Origin of the sequence: Bifidobacterium felsineum (genome assembly GCF_002802915.1) — a bacterium.
GTDB classification, from domain to species: domain Bacteria; phylum Actinomycetota; class Actinomycetes; order Actinomycetales; family Bifidobacteriaceae; genus Bifidobacterium; species Bifidobacterium felsineum.
The window spans coordinates 770,850-789,602 of record NZ_PEBJ01000001.1 but is presented as its reverse complement, the minus strand read 5'-3'; the positions used below and the strand labels follow the sequence as shown (position 1 = coordinate 789,602).

The window sequence follows — 18,753 nt, the reverse complement described above, 5'->3', positions numbered from 1 at the left end:
GACCGTATGTATGGAAAAAGGGGGAATCTCCCGTAGGAGACTCCCCCTTATCAGCCATTAAGCCAGCCTAGGCTATCGCCTCATCCGTTTTGGATCAGTAGCCCATGTCAGCGCCAGCGGCCGGGGCGGCAGCCTTCGGCTCCGGCTTGTTGGCGACGACGGCCTCGGTGGTCAGGAACAAACCAGCGATGGAGGCAGCGTTCTGCAGAGCGGAACGGGTCACCTTGACCGGGTCGGTGACGCCGGCAGCCAGCAGGTCCTCGTAGGTGTCGGTGGCGGCGTTGAAGCCTTCGCCGTCCGGCAGGGAACGAACCTTGTTGATCACCACGTCGCCGGACACACCAGCGTTCTCGGCGATCTGCTTGATCGGGGCTTCGATGGCGCGGAACACAATGGCAGCACCGGTAGCCTCTTCGCCGGTCAGCGAGGTCACAGCCTCGTCGGACTCAGCCTTGGCAGCAGCCTGGACGAGGGCCACGCCACCGCCGGGCAGCAGGCCTTCCTCGATAGCGGCCTTGGCGTTGCGCACAGCGTCTTCGATGCGGTGCTTGCGCTCCTTGGCCTCAACCTCGGTAGCAGCGCCGACCTTGATGACGGCTACGCCGCCGGCCAGCTTGGCAAGACGCTCCTGCAGCTTCTCGCGATCGTAATCGGAATCGGTGTTCTCGATCTCAGCGCGGATCTGGGCAACGCGAGCGTCGATGTCTTCCTTGGAGCCAGCGCCCTGGACGATGGTGGTCTCATCCTTGGAAACGATGACCTTCTTGGCGTGGCCGAGCACGGACACGTCAATGGAGTCGAGCTTCAGGCCCAGCTCATCGGAAACAACCTGGGCACCGGTCAGGATGGCCATATCCTGCAGCATGGCCTTACGACGATCACCGAAGCCCGGGGCCTTGACAGCGCAGGACTTGAAGGTGCCACGGATGTTGTTCAGGATCAGGGTCGGCAGAGCTTCGCCATCGACGTCCTCAGCGATGATCAGCAGCGGCTTGCCGGTCTTCATGACCAGCTCAGCGACGTGCACGATGTCCTGCTGGGAGGAGACCTTGCCGCTCGTCAGCAGGATGTACGGATCTTCGAGAACAGCAGTCTGGTCGTCAGCGTTGGTGACGAAGTACGGGGCGATGTAGCCCTTGTCGAAGCGCATGCCCTCGGTGAAGTCGAGGTCCAGGCCGAAGCGGTTGTTGTCTTCAACAGTCACGACGCCGTCCTGGCCGACCTTGTCCAGAGCCTCGGCGATCTTCTCGCCGACCTCAGGATCGGCAGCGGAAATGGTGGCGGTAGCAGCGATCTGATCCTTGGTCTCGACGTCCTTGGCAGCTGCGACGAGCTCCTTGACGATGACCTCGGTGGCCTTCTCGATGCCACGGCGCAGGGCAATCGGGTTGGAACCGGCGACCACGTTCTTCAGGCCCTCGTGAACCAGGGACTGTGCCAGCACAGTTGCGGTGGTGGTGCCGTCGCCAGCGACGTCGTCGGTCTTCTTGGCGACTTCCTTGACCAGCTCGGCGCCAATGCGCTCGTACGGATCCTCGAGATCGATCTCCTTGGCGATGGACACACCATCGTTGGTGATGGTCGGAGCGCCGTAGGTCTTGTCAAGCACGACGTTGCGGCCCTTCGGGCCCAGGGTGACCTTGACGGTGTTGGCGAGCTTGTCGAGGCCCTCCAGCATGCCCTGACGGGCTTCCTCATCATAAGAAATGATCTTTGCCATGGTTGTGTGTTCCTCCAAATGGCTATGTATACCGGTTATCACCCGCAAGCGCCGAGAACGAGTGCCGGCCGTCAGCTGCCGGTTATCACTCTCGACCTCCGAGTGCTAACTGAGACATTAGCACTCACCGGCCGAGAGTGCCAACAATCGCGTTTGCGATTGCGCTATAGGCATGAAATCGGGCATAAAAAAGCTCCGACCGCGAACCTGCCAGTCGGAGCTCATCAGCACCTTTGCGGGTAAAACCACTCACTCGGGGCGTTCTTCGCCAGAAGACAACTTGACGACGTCCTTAGCCTGAGTACCTTTACCGGACGATACAGGCGTGTACTCCACCCGATCGCCCTCATACAGCATCTTGAACTTGTTGTTGCTGCCGTCGTCCTTAATTTCCGCGTAATGCACGAAAACGTCCTCGCCTCCGCCGTCCGGCTGTATGAACCCGAACCCCTTCTTGGCAAGGAAGAACTTTACGGTACCTTGTGCCATATTTGATCTTTCCTTTGTTCCCTAGGCGTCGCGAAAAATGCCAATAGGGAACGTAGAAAGAACCGCATCGCGCTCCCCCTACCTCGCGACTAGTGAAAGATTGTACCGTGAAGAGGGAACAATACAAATCACAACGGCGATACAACCGGCGAACCGTCTCAATTAATGAGCGGAAGTCATCCGCCAACCCCTGTAAAACAATAGCAAAATGCCGCCCTCGGCAACCGGCCAGGGCGGCATCGCGATATATCCGCTATTCGATATACATCATAATTCTCAACATCGTTTTCGACGCCGAATCGTCTCAGTTCATCAGCACCACGGTGATGGGGACGGACAGTCCCTGCACCTGCTGCACATCACTGATGCCCAGTGTATTAGCCACATCCTGTGCGGTGGCCTTATCCGATTCATTCTGGTACCACACCACCGTGGAGGACGGCAACGAACCGGTCGGGTTTGCCGCATCGACACTGGTGTAGCCGGAAGTCTGCAGTACATCGGCCTTCTGCCCTGCGTATCCGGAGACGCCGGTTCCATTCACCACACGGACCTGTGTGGCCTTATTCACAGTCGCAGTTTGAGTCTGCTGCTGGGTGTTCTGATCGCCGCTCGAGGAATCAGACGATGCGTTGGAATCCGAATCAGTAGAGGCATCGGAAGTATTCGAGGAAGCATCCGAGGAGCTGGCGGAATCCGAAGAAGAGGAGTCGGATTTGCTGGTATCGGATTTCTTCTCGGACTTGGTGGTCGTGCTTGCCGCGGTCGAGGACTGCGCGGATTTCAGGTTCAGCAGGTTCTGGTATTCACCACTGCTCACAGCCCATGCAGCGAAACCGCACAATGCCGCAACGAGAATAACGATGATAAACGGTGCAATACGGGTGATAAGCGGACGAGAACCACGATGGGCACCCACCGGACCCTTCGGCGGATTATCGAAGAGGTCCTGCTCATATGATTCGTAGGTCACCTTGTCGCGCGCCATAAGCCGCCCTCCTTAATGCAAAACTACCCACGAGTGTAACCGTCCGGCACGAAATGGGCCACCACACCGCCTGCCATGCACGGTATATGCACGTTTGGCTACAGTATTGAATCATGATTAAACCATTGAGCGAATTGGTTGAACCAGGTTGGGCGAAGGCTCTGGCCGACGTGGAACCGAACATCCATCACATGGGTGATTTTCTCAGAGCTGAAAATGCCGCCGGCCACCCTTGGCTTCCTGCAAGCCATAACGTGCTTCGAGCCTTTACCATTCCTTTCGATTCCATCAAGGTGCTGATCGTGGGGCAAGACCCTTACCCCACGCCAGGACACCCGGCGGGATTGAGCTTCTGCGTGGCACCGAATGTCCGACCACTGCCGAAGAGCCTGATCAATATATATAAGGAACTCGTCGACGACCTCGGGGTACCGATGCCGCCCAATGGCGATCTGACGCCGTGGACCGAACGAGGGGTGATGCTGCTCAACAGGTGCCTGACCGTACGCGTGGGGCAACCGAACTCCCACCAGGGCAAAGGCTGGGAGCAGGTCACCGAAGCCGCCATCCGAGCACTGAACGCCCGTGTGGATGAAAACGGCAAGCCGAAGCCACTGGTGGCGATTCTCTGGGGACGCAATGCTCAAAGTCTTGAACCGCTGCTGACGAACGCATTCATCATCAAATCCCCTCATCCGAGCCCGCTTTCTGCATCGCGCGGATTCTTCGGTTCGAAGCCGTTCTCCCGCGCGAATCAGGCTCTGGTTTCGATGGGCGCTGAACCAGTGGATTGGCGACTGTAGTTCCATTGGCCTCAGGCTGAAAATTCCGCCAAAATACTTCGGTGTTCACAGCCGGCAGTCAGTGTAGGTAGTTACAGTGGTGGGCATGACTTTGTTCCCAACGCAACCGCAATTGCCTCCGCAACCGTCCGTCCAGCGCCCGGTAGCCACCCCCATGGCAGCGCCCACGCCGGGTGCAGCTGCGCCTTTGGGCCTTGACGACGCCAAACGTGCACGTATGCTGGCGGATACCATTCGTTCCCGATTCTCCCAGACGCTGGTCGGTCAGGATAATCTGCGCGAATCCCTCATCGTCACCTTGGTGGCGGGTGGACATATCCTTATCGAATCCGTGCCGGGTCTGGCCAAAACCACCGCCGCGCAGACGCTGGCTACTTGCGTATCCGGTTCGTTCAAACGCGTGCAGTGCACCCCCGATCTGATGCCATCGGATCTGACCGGCACCCAGGTGTTTGATTTCGCCTCGCAGAAGTTCACTACGCAGATCGGCCCGATTCATGCCAACTTCGTGCTGTTGGACGAAATCAACCGTTCCAACGCGAAGACCCAGTCGGCCATGCTCGAGGCCATGGCCGAAGGCGCCACCACCATTGGCGGCCAGCGCATCGCCCTGCCTCAGCCGTTCATGGTCATCGCCACGGAAAACCCCATCGAGGAGGAAGGCACGTTCAACCTGCCTGAGGCCCAGATGGATCGCTTCATGATGAAAGCCGTGATGACCTACCCGACCGCCGACGAAGAAGCGCGCATGCTGGCCATGCTCACCCGCCGCGGTTCGGACATGATCGGCCCGGACACCATCACCGGCGAGCGCATCACCGTCTCGGATGTGGAGTTCCTGCGCAAGGCTTCGCGGCGCGTTCATGTCTCGGACGCCATCATGAAGTACGCGGTAGATATCGCCGCTACCTCCCGCGGCGCGGGCTCCCGTCCGATCAAGGGACTTTCCACGCTGGTTCGCCTGGGCGCATCTCCTCGTGCCACTATCGCCCTGGTGCGTATCGGCCAGGCCAAGGCGCTGCTTTCCGGCCGCGATTATGTGGTGCCGGAGGACATCAAGGCCTTCGCCCACGAGGTGTTGCGCCACCGTATCGTGCTCACATTCGAAGCGCTGGCAGATGGCGTGATCAGCGATCAGATTGTAGACAAAATCGTCGAAACGGTCCCTGTTCCGTGAGTTCCGATTCCATCCGCAGAAAGATCGAGACCCTCGGCACCCAGATGAGTCTGCCTACCGTGCGTAAGGCGCTGGGTGTCCTGGAGGGCGAGCACGCGTCCGGCCGCCGCGGCGGCAATGGCGACGTCATGGACGTTCGTGCCTATGAACCTGGCGATGAATCTCGCCTGATCGACTGGAAGACCAGCGCCAGGCAAGGGCATCCTATGGTGGTGCAGCGCGAGAGACTCTCCACTTCCCGCGTATGGTTGCTTATGGATGTCGGCCGTGAGATGACCGGCGTATGCCCATCCGGTGAGCAGGCGTATGAAATTGCCGCCAATGCGCTGCGCATGTTCGCGGCGCTGTCGCTGCGCCGCGCCGATGACGTGTCGATTGTGTTTGGCGACGAGTCGAGTATCACCCGAATCCCGTTCAACGGCGGTTTCGCCCAGTTCGAACGTACGTTGGACGCATCGCTGCAGCGCGCATGGAAGCATAAGCGCAATATCGACGCATTGCTTGAATATGCCCGCCGCATCAGGGACCGTCATGCGCTGATCGTGCTGGCCACCGATGAACTTGCGATAGCCGAACGGCATCTCGTTCAATTCCGCCGGATTGCCCGCACCCATCCGATCGTGTTGATCGACGTGGCCACACTCAATCCGTTCAAGCCATTGGCCAAAGGCCATGCCGCTCCTTTGGACGGAACGACCAATCGCGCAGTGCCGGCGTTCATGCGCTCCAAGGTCAGTGCCCAGCAGGTTGCGACCCACCGTCAATATCTTGCCGCCGCCTTGGAACAGGAGCTGAACCGTACCGGATCGTTCATGATTCGAGCTGACTCAAGTGAGGATATGTTCAACCGTTTCGTGCAACTGGTTTCCGTGGCTCTGGCGCGCACCACGCGCAATCAACTCGGTGAGGCACCTGAATTGATGCTGGCTGGTGATCGTTCATGATCTCATTCGTCCCATCACCGACATTGATTTTGGCCGCGGATCCAAGCGATCTGCATCCAACTGGACTGCTGTCCGTCACCGGCCCGCTGATTGCGATCATCATCGTGTGCATTGTTCTTGCCATTGGATTGCTGGTTGCCGCGATTCTGTTGTCCCGTCCTGCCCGCAAGCCACGTAAAGCCAAACAGCTTCGCGGAGCGCACCGCAATGCCGGATCCAAGGCGGTGTGGCATGCGCGCATCGATGATGTCATCGCACAGCATGGGCGAGGAACAATCAGCCGCGAGGAGGCCTTTGCGCAGCTGGCCTTGATTGCCCGCGATTTCGCCTCCGACGCCAGTGGCCGACCGCTCAACTCCAGCACGTTAACCGATCTGATGCGAATCGACCGCACTTCCACGAATCGACAGGGTCTGGATACCTTGCGTCAAACCATCGAGGCATTGTATCCGTCTGAGTTCGCCGACCCTGCATTCAACATTCACGCGCAAACCGTTACCGTTAATCAGGCTGCCGAATGGGTTGCCAACCTGGTGGAAAGGTGGCGTTCATGATGCTCACATGGCATTGGCCTTGGGCCGCTTTGGCCGGCGTGCTGGTATCGCTGGCATTAATCGTGCTGATCATGGCCTTCTCCCGGCACGCAAGCGGCGCCGATGAGGCTGTATTCTCATTGGACGACGACCTCAACACCGAGCATGCCTCCAAACTGTTTCGGCAGTGGCGCGCATTGAACCGCGTGGCCGCGGCAATGTTGGCGATCGCGCTTGCGCTAGGCATCGCATTGGTGGCCCGCCCCTCGCAGGTGGATGCCAGCGATGAGCGTTCTTCCAGCAGAGACATCGTGCTGTGCCTCGATGTCTCCGGATCCACACTGCCTTATGATCGCGAAGTAATTGATACCTATCTTGAGCTGATCAGACATTTCGAGGGCGAACGCATCGGATTGAGCATTTTCAATTCCACATCGCGCACGGTGTTCCCGCTCACCGATGATTACGAGTTGGTCACCAAGCAGCTCACTGCTGCCAGCAAAGCGCTGAAAGGCGTGGAAACCCAGGATGACATCGACAACATGTCCGATGCTGATTATCAGAAAATCGCCGATTGGCTGGAAGGCACGCAGAATCGCAAGGACGCCACATCGCTGATCGGCGATGGCGTGGTATCCTGTGCCGCCATGCTTCCCGGATTCGCCTACGGCTCCGCAACGGCGGCGAACGCCGAACGCCAGCGTGCGGCGTCTATCGTACTGGCCACCGATAATGTGGTTTCCGGCAAGCCCACGTATACGCTCTCCGAGGCGCTTGATTTGACACAGCAGACCAAGATCTCCGTGGATGGCCTGTATTCCGGCCCGAAATCCAGCGAAGGCGATCAGGCCACCTTGGATATGAAGTCGGCCATCGAATCTCATGGCGGCGTGTTCCTCACCCAATCCAACGGTCAATCCGTCAACGAACTTGTGAAGGATATTCAATCGCGTAGAGACACCGAATCCAGCAACAAGGCCAAGGCTTCGATGTCCGATGCCCCCGGCTGGTGGACGCTCGCGTTGGTCGTGGCGATGATCGTGGCGATGATCTGTGCTTGGAGGTTGAAGCGATGAATGGATTCACCTTCTCCCCCGCTTTGGGTTGGATCGCAGGCAGCATTCTCGCCGGCGTGCTGGCACTCATGGCCGTGGGCGAAATCGCGCAGTTTATGCGCAGACGCAAAGCCAACGCCACCGATGAAACGGCATGGGCATGCGCTCGCCGCACATTACTGCTGATCGTTGCCGCATTCATGGTGCTGACTCCCAGTGTGGTGGCTCCCACCACGTCTCGAGCCATCAATGCCACCGACGTGATTGTGGCTGTGGATACCACCGGTTCAATGGCGGTTGCCGATGCGCATTATGGTTCCGATGAGACGATTACCCGCATCGAGGCCGCGCGTAAAGCCGTACATGATGTGACGGCGGCATATGCAGACGCCAGTTTCGCCGCGCTACGGTTCGGCGCCTCCGGCACGCTTGACGTGCCGCTTACCCCAGATGCGCCGGCAATCGATAATTGGGCGGACACATTGGCCGTGGAATCCACTTCCGTGTCCTCCGGCTCCAGTCTGGACGCTCCGATCGATCAACTGCTGGTCACGGCGAAATCCATTCGCGACGCTCATCCTGATGATGCGATTGTGCTGTATATCATCACCGATGGCGAACAGACCTCGAATGTAACCCGCCGTTCGTTCTCCTCACTTCGGCAGTATGTGGACGATGGCTTCACCGTTGGCGTAGGCTCCGCTGAGGGCGGCAAGATTCCTGTGGTGGCTGATGGCGTCAGCGCAGGGGATTCGAACACCACCGACCAATGGATTACCGATCCGGACACCGGTCAGCCCGGCATTTCGAAAATGGATGAGAAAAATCTCAAAGATATCGCCGATGAAATCAGCGGTACCTATGTTGCGGTGAATGCCACAACCACCTTGGCTTCGCAAACCTCATCCAAGGCATCCAAGCAGTGGCGAGTCACCACTACGACCAAGGAACGAACACGCACCACGCCTGTGGTGTGGCCGCTCGCCATTGCGGCGGCGCTCTTGCTCGCTTGGGAATTGGGAGCCTGGATTGCCACGTCAAGGAGGTTGATATGAGCGCATCTGATACCACTCCCGCATTCCGCGCCCGTGTATCGCTCGGCGTGCGCATCGCGTTGATTATCGCAGCGATTGTGTTGGTAGCAGTAGCCGGCATTGCGGCAGCGAATCTTTCGGCGGCCGCCAAGTTCAATCAGGCCACCAGCACGCTCAATGCGAATATCAAAGCGGCTCAGCAGGAATCCACTGACATCACTACACTGCATGCGCAGCAGCAACAGACCGATGCCCAGTTCGCTGAGGCCGGGCAAATGCGCGCGGTGCTGTTGCCCCAAATCCGTGATGCGATCGATGCCAATGCTTCCATTTCCTCGGAATTGACCAAAATCACGCTCAAACAGGCTGAAGCGCAGCAAAACGGCGATGTCAGCAGTGAGACTGCGGCTCAGCAGGCCGGCAATACGTCGAAATCCAACGCCAAAAAAGGCGGCGCACTGACTGAGGAGCAGAAGAAACAGGTTGAAGAGCTGATGAAAGCCAATCAGCAATCCACCGACACGCAATCCAACACCAAGTCAGAGCAGAAGACCCAGCAGAACAAGGGCAGCGGAGCAGCCAAGCCTTGGTGATGGTTCTGTGATGACGAGTACCGCAATATGGCCTAGGGCTGGTTTATGCACAACAAATGTGTATAAACCAGCCCTTTTTCCATAAGCTCGAACCACATAGGTTGATTCGGATGGACAGACTACTCTTATATCCCGTTAAGTGGATTCATGAGTATTTTCAACACCTATAGCGCATTTCCGTCATCAGCGCCGGTCGATTCCACAGCCGGGTTCGCCGGTAACACGGTGACGCCGTTCAGTTACGGCGATTGCCCATGCCACAAAGCCGTGGAACGCAGTCGTGATCTCATCGGCGTGCAGCAATCAGCCACGCTGGCCGTCTGCGAGCGCCTTTCCGCGGCCTCCGCTCAAGCCAAAAGCATCGTCTGGACCGGCAATGCCGCAAACCTTTTCCGTTCCAGATTGGACGAGCTGGCAAACAGCTCGCAGCTGCTGGCGTCGCACATGCAAACCACACATCAGTTGGCATGGAGTTAGTCATGACACAAACGAACTATTACTGGCAAGTGGAATCCTCGATTTACGGTGGGATAGGCTACGCTCCGGCCACTTTGGAGGAATATACGGCCATCGCGAAGGCACTTGATGCCGAAGCATCCGGTTTCGATATGCTTTCCGTCTCATGGAGTAATGCGGCATTGCAGTTGCAATCACATAGGACCAGCGCGCCGCTGTGCCCCACGCTCTCGTCCGGAGACCCATTGATGAAAACGGCCGGACATGAAACCGTCTCATACACGGCACTGGAGCAACGATGTCAGGACCATGCCCTGGCATGCCGCAAGCTCAGCATCGATCTTGCCGATACGGCCAGTCTGCTGATTCGTGCGCACGCCTTGTATTCCGAAGCCGAGTTGCAAGCCAGACGTACTTTCACCGAACTGATCCAGGCCGGTACCCAGTTCAAACCCGGTCATGCCGCAATAGGAACCGCGGCGGTCGCCCTTGGTGGGCTTCTTTCAGGTTGGGCTATAGAAGGCAGACCAAACGCCTCGTGGATGTCTACGTCCACGTATCCCCTTCAGGAGGGTGTGATGAGCGGTGCGGGAGCATTACTCGGCGGTGTACCCATCGGCAAGGGCGTGGCGCATACCGACGAAGTGAATAAAGGTGCCGGGAACATCGCCAAGGTATCAGGGCCGATCAAGGATATTGTGCAGGGCAATCATATCGATATCACCGAGGTCTATGCGCGCAATGAGGTAGTGGGGGCGAGCAACAGCGTCAGCACCTCGATGGAGAACCTGCGGCGGCTGGCTGAAGAGCGTTTGGGCAAGATAAACCTTGATAGCGGACTTGAATACGGCACCATAGCCATCCAACGATACGAGAAATCAGATGGTTCCAGCGCATGGCTGGTCACCATCCCGGGTACGGACGGCAAGGCGGACTCTCCATTCGGCTGGGAGCAGAACGTCGAGCTGATGAGCTCGGACAAAGAACGCCGAATACGCGCCGATAGCGTGCGTATGGTCACGCAGGCCATGGAGCAGGCCGGCATCGGAGCCGACGAACCAGTGGCGTTGATCGGCCATTCGCAAGGCGGCATCGTGGCCGCAACCATAGCATCGGATTGGTCGGAACAATACAACATCGAACATGTGGTCACCGCTGGCTCGCCGGTCGCGAATCATCCCATTCCCTCCGATACGTGGGTGACCAGCGTGGAAATCGATGACGAGCTGGTCGGCGCGCTGGATGGAGCGGCGAACCCGGCAACGAAGAATTGGCTCACCGTTCGCGGGCATGTCTCCCCTGCGCCCGAAGCCACGCCAAGCAGCGTGAATGCCGACGGCTCCTGCACACCTGGAGCGACGCCAATTTACGGAGCGACCCCATACGATGCTGCGCCGGTGGCAGGAGGGCCCACCAACGGCCGAGAGATAAGCCATTGGCTCAAATATCATCAGGCCGCCTATCAGAACGCCACCGACCTGGGATCACCCGCGCTACAACGGCATGAGTCTCATTTCCAAGGAGTGATCAGCGGCGAGCTCAAGGAAACCCGCTACTTCCAAGGGCGCATGACCGCCAGCACTATCCAAGCCCCATCTGACCATTCAGAGGAAATCAGCACCTTCCACTGAATACGTCAATGGTTCGGAATGGTATAGGCTCTGACTCGGATGACGCTGCAATGAATAGGCGATATTCCTGGTGTTTCTCGTCAACGCACCCATCAGCCGCTCAACACGTAGAACAATGCATCCGGATTTGCCGGTTCACGGCTGGAAGTACCCTAGAGGATTATGAAGCTTACTGATATTTCCCCTGCAATCGCATTGACCCCGCTTGATGGCCGTTATCATAACGCCACCGCCCCGCTCGTGGAATACTTGAGCGAGCCCGCTTTGAACCGTGAACGTATGCGCGTCGAGGTCGAGTGGATGATTCTTCTGGCCAACGGCTTCGACGGCAACGGCAACAAGCCGATTGTTGACGGCGTTCACCCGTTCACCGAGGAGGAGAAGGCCTTCCTGCGCTCCATCCCGGAAGATTTCGGTGCTGAAGGCATCGCCGCGCATGCCGCCCATGAGGCCGTGACCCATCACGACGTAAAGGCCGTGGAATACTATATCGACGATCAGTTCGCCAAGGCCCCGGCCGAGATGACGAACATCAACGATGCGTTGAAGACCCTCGTACACTTCGCCTGCACGTCTGAAGACATCAACAACCTCTCCATCGCCCGCTGCGTGAAGAACGCCATGGAGAACGTCTGGACCCCGGCGTTCAAGGAGATCATCGACCATCTGGCCGACAAGGCTGAGGAATACAAGGACAAGGCACTGCTCTCTTTGACCCACGGTCAGCCGGCCACCCCTACCACGCTCGGCAAGGAGCTCGCCGTCTACGTGTACCGCCTGAACCGCCAGTTGAAGCACATCGAGAATCAGGAATACCTGGGCAAGATCAATGGCGCCACCGGCACGTTCGGCGCCCATTTGGCCGCTTGCCCGGATGTGGACTGGATCGCCGTCTCCCGCGAGTTCGTGACCAACCGCATGGGACTGACCTGGAACCCGTTGACCACGCAGATTGAATCCCACGACTGGCAGGCCGAGCTGTATTCCACCGTCTCCCATGCGAACCGTATCATGCACAACCTGTGCGTGGACGTGTGGATGTACATCTCCCGTGGCGTGTTCGCCCAGGTTCCGGTCAAGGGTGCCACCGGCTCCTCCACCATGCCGCACAAGGTGAACCCGATTCGTTTCGAGAATGCCGAAGCCAACTTCGAGATTTCCTGCTCGCTGTTGGACACCCTTTCCGCGACCCTCGTGGAGTCCCGTTGGCAGCGCGATCTGACCGATTCCACCACCCAGCGCAACATCGGTTCCGCACTCGGCTACTCCCAGCTGGCCCTGTACAACCTGATGGGCGGTTTGCGGTCCATCCACCCGAACGATCATGTGATCTCCCGCGAGCTGGATGAGAATTGGGAGGTGCTCGGCGAGCCGATCCAGACCGCCATGCGCGCCTGCGAACTTCGCGGTCTGCCCGGCATGGACAAGCCGTACGAGAAGGTCAAGGCGCTGATGCGCGGCCATGAGATCAACAAGGAACAGGTCGAGGCATTCATCGATCAGCAGTCCTTCGACCCTGAAACCGCGGCTCGCTTGAAGGCCCTGACCCCAGCCACCTACACCGGTGTGGCTTCCAAGCTGGTAGCGTTTGACCGCTGAATCGCATAAAAGTCTTGCAGACACACACTAAGGCGCGTGCGCGATTGCGTACGCGCCTTACCATTGGAAGCACAACCCCTTCATTTCAGCATCGAACAGGAGCTCAGGTGGAAGAACCGGTTATCGACGATGTGGCGCCTCGTCGCACCCGTGATTTCGCAGATCTAACCAGAGCGGCAATAGCTCTATTGACTGCAGCTATCGTGATGGTGTTCGCCGTGTTCATGGGCGGCATAACCCGTGGTGTCGAATCCGATGCACACACCGCAGCGCAGGCCATCAACTGGTTGGCCAACTATCCTTCCACCGTGCTGACCCAATTGGTAACCATCATCATGTTGGTTATTGTGCTGGCGCAGATTCTGGTGGCGAGAGAATGGCTGCAAGCCGCCGTCTCCGCTATCGCCATGCTTGCCGGCTATGGCACTGTATGGGCCATTTCCACACTAATCAGCGGACTTAACGATCAGACGCTCGCCTTGGCATTGGCCTCCGCAGCCACCTCATTCGGTTCGGGCCTTCTGCCGGATATGTATGCCGGTATGGCGGCATTTCTGACGGCCGCCGGTCCTCGCCGCACCCGCTCCAGTGTGAAGTGGAGTTGGAATATCCTGTACGTCACCGCAGTGGTGATGGTGGTGCTTTCCTGGCATTCGGTTACCGGCATGCTGGTTTCCATGGCCGCCGGACGCACCGTGGGCATGCTCATCCGGTTCGCCGTCGGCACTCAGAACAAAGGCATTTGGGGCATGCCACTGGTAACGGCTCTCAAAAGCATCGGCCTCGATACCGCGACTCTGATGAGACATCAGGAGCCGGTGATAGTCAAACGCGGATCGCTGGCTGCCTCGTTGGAGGATGATCTGACCGCAGGCTCGCGTCTTTATGATCTTGAGACCACTGACGGCCGTAAATTCATTGTGTCGGTAATCGATGCACAGACGCATACGGTCGGCTATCTGAAACAGGTTTGGGATTGGATTCGTTTTACCAGCGTGTCCATCCGACGGGATAAGTCCGTGCGAGACGCCGTGCAGCATCATTTCTCCATGCTGCTGGGATTGCACAATATCAAGCTTCCAGCCCCTGCACCCTTTGGCATCGCCGATACTGATGAATCCGCCATCCTGGTATTGGATGCGCACACGATTGCCATGCCCGCCAATCTCAAGACATTGACCAAAGCCGACGCCGTGGCGTATATGCGGTATCTATCAGTGGCCAATCGTCGCGGCTACACCCATCGTCGCATCACACCTGATACACTGGCGCGTCTTGAAGACGGCACTCCTGTTATCGCAGGCTGGTTGAATGGAGATAACGCATCCAGCTCGGCGAACACCGCACTCGATAAAGTGCAGTTGCTGTCCCTGCTCGCCGCGCTGATCGGCGTGCAACCAGCCATCGATGCGGCCCGTGAGGCATGGAGCGATTTGACGCTGTCGGCGCTTGCCCCATTCATTCAGAAAGTCGCCGTCCCCTCCCCCACACGTGCACTGGATTCCTGGGACAAGCAGTTATTGAAATCCTTGCGCAGCAGCATTACCGCTCTATCCAATGAAGATACCGCTGAAGCCGCCGAACCAGTGACGTTGGCTCGGTTCTCTTGGCGCTCTATGATTACGATGCTGCTGGTCATTGTGGCCGTGGCCGTGGTCTTCACCCAGCTCAAGCCGGAGGAGATCATCGATGCGCTCACCAATGCAAATCCGATCATGGCCGTGGTGACGCTGATTTTCGGCGTATGCGGATGGGCCGGCTCATCTGTTTCGTTGGGCGCGTTGATGAATCGCGGCAACCGTAATAATCTCGGCGTATTCATGAGCCAGGTTGCCGGGGGCTTTGCCACCGTGTCCATGCCGGCCGGTGTTGGCCCCTCCTTCGTGAACTTGCAGTTCCTGAGGAAATCCGGATATCGAAACACCACGGCAACGGCCATTATGAGCGCCGCACTAGTGGTGTATTACGTGGTGTATTTCGCCATGCTGGTGCTTATCGGCATGTTCACCGGCCGCAATATGCTGTCCGGCGCGATTCCCACGAATACGTTAGTGATTGTGCTTGGCGCAGTGGTCGTAGTGCTTTCCATCGCCATGATGATTCCACCGGTACGTCATTGGGTGATGCAGCAGCTGATGCCGCTCGCCAAAACCTATATCAACCAACTGTTCGACGTGTTGTCGCAACCCAAGCAGCTTGCCATCAGCTGTGCTGGCGCACTGTTCCAGAACATCACCACTGGATTGGCATTCTGGTCCGCTCTGCAGGCGTTCGGATATTCCACCAATCCAATTGAGACCACGTTCGTATTCATGCTGGCCTACGCACTTGGCTCCGCAGTCCCGACCCCAGGTGGTTTGGGCGGCGTGGAAGCGGCCTTGACATTTGCATTTGTCGCCGTAGGCGTCCCCCAAGCCGTGGCTCTTTCCGCAACATTGCTACATCGCGTGGTGTTCTACTGGCTGCGCATCCCACTGGGTGCTGCGGCCATGAAATGGCTGGCGCAGCATAATCTTGTGTGATATTTTGAAAAGCCTTCAGAATAAAGGGGGTTTCAAAATATCACAGTGCCAAAAACAAGCAAATCGTCAATAAATCCGCGCTCTGGCCTTCCTATTGTGGGCCAACTTCCATCTAGTGAGCGAATTTGACGAAGAATCACGGAAAAAAGATGTGAAAAGCCTTATAAAATGCGGGTTTAGGCAGGTCCATGCGCTATCATCATGTGATGAACACGGACAGGCAACCGTGCCTGCCCACTGACTCAAGAAGGATGCTTTATGGCATACAACAAGTCTGATCTCGTCTCGAAGATTGCCCAGAAGTCCAACCTGACCAAGGCCCAGGCCGAGGCTGCTGTTAACGCCTTCCAGGATGTGTTCGTCGAGGCTATGAAGTCCGGCGAAGGCCTGAAGCTCACCGGCCTCTTCTCCGCCGAGCGCGTCAAGCGCGCTGCTCGCACCGGCCGCAACCCGCGTACCGGCGAGACCATCAACATCCCGGCTTCCTACGGCGTGCGTATCTCCGCTGGCTCCCTGCTGAAGAAGGCCGTCACCGAGTGACCCTTCGCTTTTAGCGAGCCCAAACGCTTCGCAGCGAGATAATCAGCAAAACCCCGACCATGACGGTCGGGGTTTTGCTTTATTGCAGCGCACTCATCAACGCATCAAATTCCGGAGTGGATGCAGCGTTGAATGGATCCAGAAGCACTGCCTCACGGCGTTCGGGAGCGGTCACAGCCAGATGAGTCCAATCGGCGGAGAACTGGGCACCGGAGGCAAGGGCCGCTTCGACGAACCGGCCACGCAGTGCAGCGCGTGTATCCTGGGGGGCCTCATGAACCGCGCGTTCGATCTCATCGGAGGTCAATAGCTGGCGTATCTGCGAGCGATCGGCCAGCGAACTATAGAGTCGTCCGTTGGCGATGTCATGGTAGTCGAGTTCCAACTGCTCCAATTGGGCGAAGGTCACGTTCGGACGGCGACGATGCAGTGCGTCAAAGATCCGTCGTTTTGCCACCCAGTCCACGCAATCGGCGAGTGCATCATAATTGCCTTGTTCCAAAGCATTGAGCACGCGATTCCACTGCCCTAATATCGCAGCCGTCGGTGAGACAGCAGCATTAGCAACATTCCACCCGGAAGCTTCACCGGCGAATGCGGCATCCATCATCTCACGATGATTGGCAACAAATGACGCAACAGCGGCATAGTACCGGCGTTGCAAGGCCAGTGCGGTCACGGATTCGCCAGAAGCCAGCAATAGCTCGGCATCCGGCATATCCAAGAACCGACTCACCGCACGGTTAGCGGCGGCAGGATCAGCGAACGCCCAATCTTCGAAACCGGAAGAGACGCCCTGCCGGAAGGCATCTTCAATGACGCACAGTACGAGATGGGTTACGGCAAGTTTCATCCATGTCGCCCACTGTGAACGGTTGGAGTCACCGATGATTACATGCAGACGACGGAATGAATCCGGATCGGCATGCGGTTCGTCACGCGTATTGACCATCGGACGCGAGCGCGTGGTGGCCGAGGAGACGGCTTCGTCCAGGAAATCCGCGCGCTGGGTTATCTGGAAGCCGTCGGGGGTCATACGGCCTGCACCGGTATACAGCTGACGGGTAATGAGAAATGGCAGCAGCTGATGTTCGATGGCTTCCAACGGCACGAAACGACGAACCAGATAATTCTCATGGCATCCGAAAGCATGACCGGCCGAATCCACATTGTTCTTGAATACGTGGATGGTGGCATGTTCGCCATGGGATTCGCGCAGTTTGCGCTGGGCCTTCAGGGCCAGGTTGCGCATCACGTGTTCGCCGGCGAGGTCCTGGGCCAACGCCTTATAAGGGTCGCGCGCCTCGGCGGTGGCGTATTCGGGATGCGAGCCGACGTCGAGGTAGAGACGGGAACCATTGGTCAGATACGTGTTTGTGGAGCGAGAGCGGGAAACAATGGGCTGGAACATGGTCATAGCCACCTGTCCGGCGTCCACGGGCTTCTCAGCTCCGGTCACGGCCACTCCATATTCGGTTTCCACGCCGAAAATACGGCAGAACCCGTCCATCTCAGCGGATGGCACGGGTTCTGTGGCGTGGAGGGTACGGGTACCGCTATCACGCAATTGGGGCATCACTCGCCGCCTTTTTGCACGAAGCTGTTAACGTACTCCTCGGCATTGGTCTCGAGCGTGGATTCGATGTCGTCAAGGATGCTGTCCAGCACATCGGATTGGTCGTCGCTCTGCTGCTGTTGATTGGTTTGCGCAGCGGTGAGGGCGTCCTCTTCATGGACTTCCTGTGGCTGGGATTGCGGTTGTTCGAATTGCTGTGGCATATTGCCTTCTTCTATTTCAGGTATTGCTTGAGGTCACGGACGATAAGGCCGTTGGTGGCCACCACGTCATTGTCATGACGCCAATGGATGCGGTCGCCATCCCAGCGGCTCAGGGTTCCCTGCGCCTCCCACACCACCACGGTGCCGGCGGCAATGGCGGGGATATCCCACACGTGCAGCATCGGCTCGAAGTAGGCGTCATACGTGCCATCCGCCACCTTGCACAAATCCAAGGAGGCCGGACCGACGCGTTTGATGTCGGCGGGCTTGCCGGCCACCAGAGCAGAGGCCACATCCAATGCACGTTGCGATTCGCCTGGCAGGAACGACATGCCATAGCTCAACACGGAACCATCCAACGAAGAGGTCATGGACGGCACGACCTTGTCTCGCTTCTCACCAACCGCGGTCTTATGGATGCGCACCGCACCCGCGCCTTTGGCAGCCAAATAGGTCAGGCCCAGTGCAGGAGCGTGCACCACACCGAGAATCGGCTTCGGCTCATTGTTCTCATCGAATTCGAACAGTGCCGCGGTCAGCGTCCATTCGCTCATACGGCGCACATAGTTGATGACGCCGTCGATCTTGCCGATGTACCAGTATCGCTGTCCTGGACGGCTGTTTGCCGGACGCGTGGACCAGAAGCCATCGAAATGTGCGATATCGGCAAGGCGCGTACTCATAAAGCGCAGAATCTTACCGTCGGCTTCCAGCTTGTAGCGATTGCCCCGCAATGAATCGTTATCGGCAACGGTTTGCACGATATTGCGAGGATTGATCTGATCATGGAGGGCATGTTTACCGGCCTCTTCAAGGAGAGCGGCTACCGTCAGCGCAAGACTGCGCAGTTCCTGTGGACTCTGTGTCGTTGTGTCTTCCATAACAATCCA

The 18,753-nt window shown here is 58.0% G+C and carries 18 protein-coding genes; 12 read left to right on the top strand and 6 right to left on the bottom strand.

Translation table 11 applies throughout. From position 1 onward, the window contains the following. Positions 1–94: 94 nt before the first annotated feature. The 3 genes from groL to CSQ86_RS03230 form a co-directional block, all read right to left on the bottom strand. Positions 95–1,720, bottom strand: coding sequence for a chaperonin GroEL (groL, locus tag CSQ86_RS03240; protein WP_033890234.1), 1,626 nt, complete (start codon positions 1,718–1,720; stop codon positions 95–97). A gap of 249 nt (positions 1,721–1,969) precedes the next feature. Further along, positions 1,970–2,209: a cold-shock protein gene (locus tag CSQ86_RS03235; RefSeq protein ID WP_033890233.1), complete on the bottom strand. Its 240-nt coding sequence runs from the start codon at positions 2,207–2,209 to the stop codon at positions 1,970–1,972. A 304-nt stretch (positions 2,210–2,513) separates the two neighbouring features. After that, positions 2,514–3,197, bottom strand: coding sequence for a LytR C-terminal domain-containing protein (locus CSQ86_RS03230; RefSeq protein WP_100493626.1), 684 nt, complete (start codon positions 3,195–3,197; stop codon positions 2,514–2,516). Positions 3,198–3,310: 113 nt separating this feature from the next. Here CSQ86_RS03230 and CSQ86_RS03225 point away from each other — a divergent pair, with 113 nt between their 5' ends. From CSQ86_RS03225 to CSQ86_RS03170, 12 genes are all read left to right on the top strand, one after another. Beyond that, positions 3,311–4,000, top strand: a complete 690-nt coding sequence (locus tag CSQ86_RS03225) for a uracil-DNA glycosylase (RefSeq protein ID WP_100493625.1) — start codon at positions 3,311–3,313, stop codon at positions 3,998–4,000. An 85-nt stretch (positions 4,001–4,085) separates the two neighbouring features. After that, positions 4,086–5,177 (top strand): AAA family ATPase, encoded by a 1,092-nt coding sequence (locus CSQ86_RS03220; protein ID WP_165773712.1) that lies wholly within the window; start codon positions 4,086–4,088, stop codon positions 5,175–5,177. Beyond that, positions 5,174–6,121, top strand: a complete 948-nt coding sequence (locus tag CSQ86_RS03215) for a DUF58 domain-containing protein (protein ID WP_207761543.1) — start codon at positions 5,174–5,176, stop codon at positions 6,119–6,121. The genes CSQ86_RS03220 and CSQ86_RS03215 overlap by 4 nt, the downstream gene beginning before the upstream one ends. Continuing rightward, positions 6,118–6,675 (top strand): hypothetical protein, encoded by a 558-nt coding sequence (locus CSQ86_RS03210; RefSeq protein ID WP_100493623.1) that lies wholly within the window; start codon positions 6,118–6,120, stop codon positions 6,673–6,675. Before CSQ86_RS03215 ends, CSQ86_RS03210 begins: the two co-directional genes overlap by 4 nt. Next, the gene (locus CSQ86_RS03205; RefSeq protein WP_100493622.1) at positions 6,672–7,730 is read left to right on the top strand and encodes a vWA domain-containing protein; all 1,059 of its coding nucleotides are present in this window, start codon (positions 6,672–6,674) and stop codon (positions 7,728–7,730) included. The genes CSQ86_RS03210 and CSQ86_RS03205 overlap by 4 nt, the downstream gene beginning before the upstream one ends. Then, entirely contained in the window at positions 7,727–8,764 is a 1,038-nt protein-coding gene (locus tag CSQ86_RS03200) for a vWA domain-containing protein (protein ID WP_100493621.1), read from the top strand. Before CSQ86_RS03205 ends, CSQ86_RS03200 begins: the two co-directional genes overlap by 4 nt. Positions 8,765–8,841: 77 nt before the next feature. Next, positions 8,842–9,336: a DUF6466 family protein gene (locus CSQ86_RS03195; protein WP_100493769.1), complete on the top strand. Its 495-nt coding sequence runs from the start codon at positions 8,842–8,844 to the stop codon at positions 9,334–9,336. Between the two features lie 147 nt (positions 9,337–9,483). Beyond that, positions 9,484–9,813 carry a hypothetical protein gene (locus CSQ86_RS03190; RefSeq protein ID WP_100493620.1) on the top strand — a complete coding sequence of 110 codons (330 nt, stop codon included), beginning with the start codon at positions 9,484–9,486 and terminating at the stop codon, positions 9,811–9,813. A 2-nt stretch (positions 9,814–9,815) separates the two neighbouring features. Then, a complete protein-coding gene (locus CSQ86_RS03185; protein WP_165773711.1) occupies positions 9,816–11,423 on the top strand; it encodes a PGAP1-like alpha/beta domain-containing protein in 1,608 nt (535 codons plus the stop codon). A 162-nt stretch (positions 11,424–11,585) separates the two neighbouring features. Further along, the gene (gene purB / locus CSQ86_RS03180; protein ID WP_100493618.1) at positions 11,586–13,022 is read left to right on the top strand and encodes an adenylosuccinate lyase; all 1,437 of its coding nucleotides are present in this window, start codon (positions 11,586–11,588) and stop codon (positions 13,020–13,022) included. Between the two features lie 62 nt (positions 13,023–13,084). Then, the gene (locus CSQ86_RS03175) at positions 13,085–15,544 is read left to right on the top strand and encodes a lysylphosphatidylglycerol synthase transmembrane domain-containing protein (RefSeq protein WP_423734803.1); all 2,460 of its coding nucleotides are present in this window, start codon (positions 13,085–13,087) and stop codon (positions 15,542–15,544) included. Positions 15,545–15,802: 258 nt separating this feature from the next. Then, positions 15,803–16,084, top strand: coding sequence for an HU family DNA-binding protein (locus CSQ86_RS03170; RefSeq protein WP_003830278.1), 282 nt, complete (start codon positions 15,803–15,805; stop codon positions 16,082–16,084). A 79-nt stretch (positions 16,085–16,163) separates the two neighbouring features. On the opposite strand, the gene pafA is transcribed toward CSQ86_RS03170, so the two are convergent. Genes pafA through CSQ86_RS03155 form a run of 3 tightly spaced genes read right to left on the bottom strand, consistent with a single transcriptional unit; the run spans position 16,164 to position 18,744 of the window. Beyond that, positions 16,164–17,660 carry a Pup--protein ligase gene (pafA, locus tag CSQ86_RS03165; RefSeq protein ID WP_100493616.1) on the bottom strand — a complete coding sequence of 499 codons (1,497 nt, stop codon included), beginning with the start codon at positions 17,658–17,660 and terminating at the stop codon, positions 16,164–16,166. After that, positions 17,660–17,863: a ubiquitin-like protein Pup gene (locus tag CSQ86_RS03160; RefSeq protein ID WP_100493615.1), complete on the bottom strand. Its 204-nt coding sequence runs from the start codon at positions 17,861–17,863 to the stop codon at positions 17,660–17,662. The genes pafA and CSQ86_RS03160 overlap by 1 nt, the downstream gene beginning before the upstream one ends. 11 nt (positions 17,864–17,874) lie before the next feature. Further along, a complete protein-coding gene (locus CSQ86_RS03155) occupies positions 17,875–18,744 on the bottom strand; it encodes an inositol monophosphatase family protein (protein WP_100493614.1) in 870 nt (289 codons plus the stop codon). Positions 18,745–18,753: the final 9 nt, after the last annotated feature.